Origin of the sequence: Photorhabdus bodei (genome assembly GCF_003287735.1) — a bacterium.
GTDB lineage: Bacteria > Pseudomonadota > Gammaproteobacteria > Enterobacterales > Enterobacteriaceae > Photorhabdus > Photorhabdus kayaii.
The window spans coordinates 36,898-43,101 of the sequence record NZ_NSCM01000044.1 but is presented as its reverse complement, the minus strand read 5'-3'; the positions used below and the strand labels follow the sequence as shown (position 1 = coordinate 43,101).

The following is a 6,204-nucleotide window of genomic DNA, read 5'->3' as shown; positions in this document are numbered from 1 at the left end:
ATCTGGTATCTTTCTGTTTCGGTCAGTTGTGTATAGGCCATAGTGCATTCTCCTGTGGCGGGAAAGATGCCTACTATAGCAACTGACCGCCCTTCTGAAAAATTGCACTTATTAGTCGAATCCGCCAATGATTAAGAATTAAGGTAAGTTTCAATCACAATACTGAATAACAATTTTGTGATTCTGATTACATCCTCACCAAATGGTAATACTTACAATTTAATATCAAATAAACTAGCCAGGAAAAGAAACATGTCCACTATAGAACACGGTTTAAGCTTGGTAGATATATTGGTATTCATGTTCTATGTTGCTATTATCATCAGCGTGGGGCTCTGGGTATCTAGAAATAAAAAAGATCAGACAAAAGCACTGAAGATTACTTCCTGGCAAGTAAATCTTTACCTTGGTGGACAATAGGCACCTCATTGATCGCGGCAAATATTTCTGCCGAGCAATTTATCGGTATGTCCGGTTCCGGTTATTCCATTGACTTAGCAATAGCGTCTTATGAATGGATGGCGGCAATGACATTAATTATCGTAGGTAAATATTTCTTACCCATTTTCATTGAGAAAGGCATTTATACTATCCCAGAATTTGCGGAACAACGGTTTAACAAAAACTTAAAAGCCATTCTGGCGGTATTCTGGATTTCACTCTATATTTTCGTCAATCTGACCTCTGTACTTTATTTAGGTGGCTTAGCACTTGAAACCATTCTGAATATTCCATTGATCTATTCCATTATTTGGCTTGCAATTTTTGCCTTGGTTTATTCTATTTACGGCGGACTCTCGGCTATATTCAACGTACCTTTGCTGCGAAATCAGTGCAGCAAGCGCAGAAAGGAATTTTTTTCGCCGCTTTTCTGAAACTTAATTCTGCCTAATGTCGATTTTGTCAACCTAAAAAACAAATTATCACCACAATTACAGGCAGGAGTTAAGGAAAAAGCTTAGTCTTTGGGTTCGGTTTTATCAGCACACTGTCTTTGACGCTGTATACGTCAAATTTAACTTCCGAGGAGTTACCATCAATAAGATATAAGTCGCAAGTTCGCCCGTAGGGGATTACTTTTAACATATTTCAATTTCACCTTCTCAAGCACCACAAAAATTTGCTGTTTATCCGAATCCTTTAAATTGTGTTGTTGAATATTCCTCATAAACATTTCTTTGTCAGAAGCGCCTATTTTCTCTCCGGCTTTGAGCAAGATCGCAATTTGTTGGAGGATTTCCGTACTTAACCCGCTAATTTTAATCCGAACATCATCTAGCGGCTTCGGTTGCCAACCATTTTCAGGGAGTGACAACCAATCAGCTCGATAGCGATATTGAATCGCCTTTGCCGCATTCATCTGGATTATAATGAACGGTGTGACTGATTCTCCATTTAACCCGAAAGATTCAGCCTCACTTATTGATTTAGCAAGAACCTTCTCTTCTTGAGCCAAAACCTCAACAGGTAAATGGTTTTCAGCCTTGTATCCTGCCACATCTTTCATGTAAGAGAGGCGCTGATTAATCAACTGAGCTACCGTCGTCTTTGCCTCCATGGCTAACGTCACCGTTGGTGCCATTGTGCTCATAACCAATGCCAAGCCAACAATAAAGCCAGCCCTTACTTTTTTCAGCCGTTGCATCTTTTCACCCCGAAATTTATTCCAAACAAACTAATCAACATACCAAACTAATTATAAGCTTAAAATGTTGAAATTACCTTTCGATAGGTGGCGGATAAAAGTTCGATTTTTTGATTCTTTCTACAATAAACTCATTGTTCAACGACAAGCACTTTTTGGTCTAAAAGCTGTGACTACCTTATCATCGGTTTCCACATATGGGCCATCTAGCAATTGGATACAATACGGCACACTGGCAAAAATGCCGGATACCAGAACTTTGCCATTTTCGTCTTTCAAACCTTCCAACGTTTCTGCGATTGCTTTTGGTTGCCCCGGCAAATTCAAAATCAGCGCCTGCTTGCGGATAACACCAACCTGACGGGATAAAATTGCCGTTGGAACAAATTGCAAACTAATCTGACGCATCTGTTCGCCATAACCCGGCATTTCACGGTCTGCAACCGCTAATGTAGCATCAGGCGTCACATCTCGGTGTGCGGGGCCAGTTCCACCAGTGGTCAAAACCAGATGACAACCGATTTCATCCACTAGCTCACACAAGGTTTGTTCAATGATGATCTGCTCATCCGGGATCAGACGAGCCTCTATCTGAAAAGGGGTGGTAATCGCACTTTTCAGCCACTCTTCTAATGCCGGAATCCCTTTGTCCTGATAAACACCGCTTGATGCACGATCAGAGACGGATACCAGGCCAATGCGCAATTCATTCATATAAACCTCAATCAACACAATTAAATAGCAAAAAGGCGGCCAATTATGCCGCCTTTAACACTATACCTGTCATCCTTCAAGTTGCCTCTTTGTTGGCTGCACTCACTCACCCCGGTCACATAGTTATCTATGCTCCCGGGGATTTGCTCCCTTGCCGCCGCGATGCATCTTGAAATCCATAAGGTATAAAAGAATAGTTTATCGCCTATCATTACAGCAGATCAGCGATCATCTTCTCAAGTTTGCCCTGATCAATAGCAAATTTACGGATACCATCCGCCAGTTTTTCTGTTGCCATTGCATCCTGATGATGTTCCCAGTAGAACTGAGCTTCACTCAATGGCTCTGGACGCGCTTTAATTTCACCGGTATAACCCAGTTTACGTTCAACTTCACCCTGAGCTTCAGACAGCTCTTTCAACAGCGCAGGCGCAATAGTCAAACGGTCGCAACCCGCCAATTCCAAGATCTCACCGGAATTACGGAAACTTGCCCCCATAACAACGGTGTCATAGCCATGTTGTTTATAATATTGGTAAATTTCAGTCACAGAAATGACGCCAGGATCTTCGTGTGGAGCGAACTCTTTCTGATCGCTGTTCGCTTTATACCAGTCAAGAATACGGCCAACGAACGGCGAAATCAGATAAACCCCGGCTTCCGCACAAGCACGCGCCTGAGCAAAAGAGAATAGTAGTGTCAGGTTACAGTTAATCCCTTCTTTTTCTAGCTGTTCAGCCGCGCGGATACCCTGCCAGGTTGAAGCCAATTTGATCAAAATCCGATCATTGCTGATACCCGCCTCGTTATACAACTTAATCAGGCGTTTAGCTTTAGCAACACTGCGTTCAGTGTCATAAGACAAACGAGCATCAACTTCTGTCGAAATACGGCCAGGGATCAGTTTGAGAATTTCCAAGCCAATATTTACCGCCAGTTTATCACTGGCATCCACAATCTGCTGCTCGCGGGAATCGCTCTGTTCACGCGCCCATGCAATTGCTTCATCAATTAATTTACGGTATTCAGGAATTTGTGCAGCGTTAAGGATCAGAGATGGGTTAGTTGTCGCATCTTGTGGCTGATAAAGCTTCATCGCCGCAATATCCCCGGTATCTGCCACTACTGTTGTCAGTTTACGCAGGGAGGTTAGTTTATCGGTCATTTTGTCATATCTCATCGTTATGCGTGAAATTGTGGCATTGTCATTGAGCCATCCACTGATAATAACACGGTAAGACCTTGCTGCAAGGCGGTAAAACGATCACTCGCAGTCACTCACTCTGTAGCCAATCTTTTCATACCACTTCGCTAATGTTCAATATTGAACCAATAGTTTCCATGTGTGAGACAACGATTATTTTCTTATTTTTATCAATTCTATTTATTAATTTCCTGCAATCAAACTCATCAAATATAATCACATCTGAATCCGAGTTGTTAAGATAATCTAAAAATCTATCGTTTGCTAAATAGGGATCAAAATTATGATCTATATATATTATTGATAGAACATAAGCCTGATTTTTAGTCATAAAAAACAGACTTAGATTATTAATCACATTCAAGATAGGTTTCAACATTACAATAAGGAATTGTTATTATAAAAATAAAAAAAAGAAGATAATAAATTATTATCCCAATAGGATAACAGAATTAAGGTACTATATTGCTTCATTAAATCATTCTTAATTGCAGAAATGTTCATTTGCCACCTTATTTTTTAATAGCTAAATTAGGTCTTCTTTACTCCCTACATAAATTACTTCAATGTGAGTTTATTCTCAACATCAGCGCTTATTTTCTTTGCAACAAAAACTGAGCTCAAAGAACACATTGCAAAAAAGACAAACAACACACTACTTCCTAGCAAAGGGATTAACCATATTATTATAATACCAAAGGCTGATTGATAACTTCTTGAAATTGCATCCGAAGACGATATTATTCTCGCAAAGTATTTTTCTGGTGTCAGCTCTTGCCCTGATGTATAGAGAGATATCCTTAAAAAAGAAAGTCCGATAAAAATAAGCATAGTTCCCAAAGTATAAAATAACAGGACAATTCTTGACAAAGGCATAGCCCAAAAAATAGATCCAACAGCAATCAAAAGAGAGCCAAGAAAGAAAGATTTTTTTAATTTACTTATATTAAAATAACAACCAGATAAATAAGATCCAAATAACATTGAAATAGAAGCTAAAAAGGAAAAATAAGCAACCAAATCAGAAAAAGAAAACGAATATAATCCACTAAATAAAGAGACAATCGTTGTATAGTTAGAAGTCATTATATAGGTTGAAATCACTTGGTATGACACCATTGCAGTTAAAATACTTATCCTGAACAATAATATATTTCTCTGGGTATTATTCTTGATAATATATTCCAACCCACCATATTTCATAGAAATATCTTTTTCCTTTATTTTAGTTCCCCAATCGCTGATAAAGAAGAGAAATATAATTGATAAAATAAAACACATTGATTCAATAAGAAACAAGGATCGTATTGACATCATATTTATCAAAAAACCGGCTATCAATGGAGAAGATATAGAGAGTAACCCATAATAGAATTGTTGCTTTGATATAAAAGCAACTCTTTCTTCTGAGCTGAAAAATACCTGGTATGCCGCTGACCTTATCGATATATTTAAACCTGAAAAAAATGACAGCAGGAAAGATATGAAAAATAATAAATATATATTATTCACAAATACAGCAAGGAATATTGTTACTGCCCGAAATAAATCCGAAGAAATACAAATAGCCCGCATATTAAACCGAGCCGTTAACCCGCCAATAACCACAAAAACTAATATACTCGCCATTAGCCTCACAGATACCATTAAAGACGTATCTATCTCCGACTTGGTAATTGAATATACAAGTGAAAGAAGCGCTATTTCACTTATTCCTGTACCAAAGATAGATATTATATCAGAGGATAATAACCTGTTTTTATTCTCCATATCTTATCCCATTTATATTTTATTTATCCAATCGATTTCATTAATGGTATTTCCCCGACTTCAATTAAATAAGAACAATGATTACAAACGTGCCTAAATTTCCTATTATCAAAATCATCACCGTAAGCATGTGTATATGTAATTCCACAATTATCACATACATCATATTTAGGATTTTCTATATACCCTATGGATTTCAAGATGGATCGCGACGGCAAGGGAGCGAATCCCCGGGAGCATAGGCAACTATGTGACCGGGGTGAGCGAGTGCAGCCAACAAAGAGGCAACTTGAAAGATAACGGGTATATTATAATTTTTATATAATCGCTCAAGTGACTCAAAAAAATTGAATCCCAACCCTGGCCAAACACCCGATAATAAATCAGCTATAAAGTAATTTATATCCCTATTATGATCTCCTCTATCATAGTCTGTAGGCGATCCCTGTTTCGAATGATGTTCAGGAGCCACAATTTTAAGATATAATGTCAATTCTTTTTTAGTTATTGTCCATAATGGTGATACATGCGTAAACTCCCCCCATGTTTTCAATGGAGCCGACTCACCTAACAAGATTCCCAAAGTATATGTTCTAAATATACTGGTAAATAAATCTTCAAAATGGTAACCAAACGATAAATTAAAAACTCCCTTCTCTCTTGCAAATCTTTCAACACAAGCTCTCATAATGGTATGCCACAAAGTAATTGAACGTCCACGTCCACTTGTTACAAGCACTTTTTCAATAACGTTTTCAAAACCATTTGTAAAATGCATCGTTTCATTAACATAAGAAAGCGGTAATATCGTATATACCCGTCATCTTTCAAGTTGCCTCTTTGTTGGCTGCACTCGCTCACCCAGGTCACA

The 6,204-nt window shown here is 38.2% G+C and carries 9 protein-coding genes; 2 read left to right on the top strand and 7 right to left on the bottom strand.

Annotation, left to right across the window (positions count from 1 at the left end; all coding sequences use genetic code 11):
• Positions 1–252 precede the first annotated feature (252 nt).
• Together CKY02_RS25880 and CKY02_RS18715 are read left to right on the top strand one after the other, a co-directional pair.
• On the top strand, positions 253–420 hold the full coding sequence (locus CKY02_RS25880; RefSeq protein WP_240002090.1) for a hypothetical protein: 168 nt from the start codon (positions 253–255) through the stop codon (positions 418–420).
• An 8-nt stretch (positions 421–428) separates the two neighbouring features.
• Positions 429–875, top strand: a complete 447-nt coding sequence (locus CKY02_RS18715; RefSeq protein WP_240002089.1) for a sodium:solute symporter family transporter — start codon at positions 429–431, stop codon at positions 873–875.
• A gap of 161 nt (positions 876–1,036) precedes the next feature.
• On the opposite strand, the gene CKY02_RS18710 is transcribed toward CKY02_RS18715, so the two are convergent.
• The 7 genes from CKY02_RS18710 to CKY02_RS24910 form a co-directional block, all read right to left on the bottom strand.
• Complete coding sequence (locus CKY02_RS18710) at positions 1,037–1,645, bottom strand: chorismate mutase (RefSeq protein WP_112896450.1); 609 nt, start codon at positions 1,643–1,645, stop codon at positions 1,037–1,039.
• Between the two features lie 138 nt (positions 1,646–1,783).
• On the bottom strand, positions 1,784–2,359 hold the full coding sequence (mog, locus tag CKY02_RS18705; protein ID WP_112896449.1) for a molybdopterin adenylyltransferase: 576 nt from the start codon (positions 2,357–2,359) through the stop codon (positions 1,784–1,786).
• Between the two features lie 20 nt (positions 2,360–2,379).
• Positions 2,380–2,571 (bottom strand): hypothetical protein, encoded by a 192-nt coding sequence (locus CKY02_RS24100; RefSeq protein ID WP_146747474.1) that lies wholly within the window; start codon positions 2,569–2,571, stop codon positions 2,380–2,382.
• A complete protein-coding gene (gene tal / locus CKY02_RS18695; protein WP_112896447.1) occupies positions 2,571–3,524 on the bottom strand; it encodes a transaldolase in 954 nt (317 codons plus the stop codon). Before tal ends, CKY02_RS24100 begins: the two co-directional genes overlap by 1 nt.
• A gap of 597 nt (positions 3,525–4,121) precedes the next feature.
• Positions 4,122–5,333 (bottom strand): MFS transporter, encoded by a 1,212-nt coding sequence (locus tag CKY02_RS18685; protein ID WP_112896445.1) that lies wholly within the window; start codon positions 5,331–5,333, stop codon positions 4,122–4,124.
• 196 nt (positions 5,334–5,529) lie between these two features.
• Complete coding sequence (locus CKY02_RS18680; RefSeq protein WP_112896444.1) at positions 5,530–6,111, bottom strand: hypothetical protein; 582 nt, start codon at positions 6,109–6,111, stop codon at positions 5,530–5,532.
• Positions 6,063–6,203, bottom strand: a complete 141-nt coding sequence (locus tag CKY02_RS24910) for a hypothetical protein (RefSeq protein WP_162120506.1) — start codon at positions 6,201–6,203, stop codon at positions 6,063–6,065. The genes CKY02_RS18680 and CKY02_RS24910 overlap by 49 nt, the downstream gene beginning before the upstream one ends.
• Between the last annotated feature and the right edge of the window lies 1 nt (position 6,204).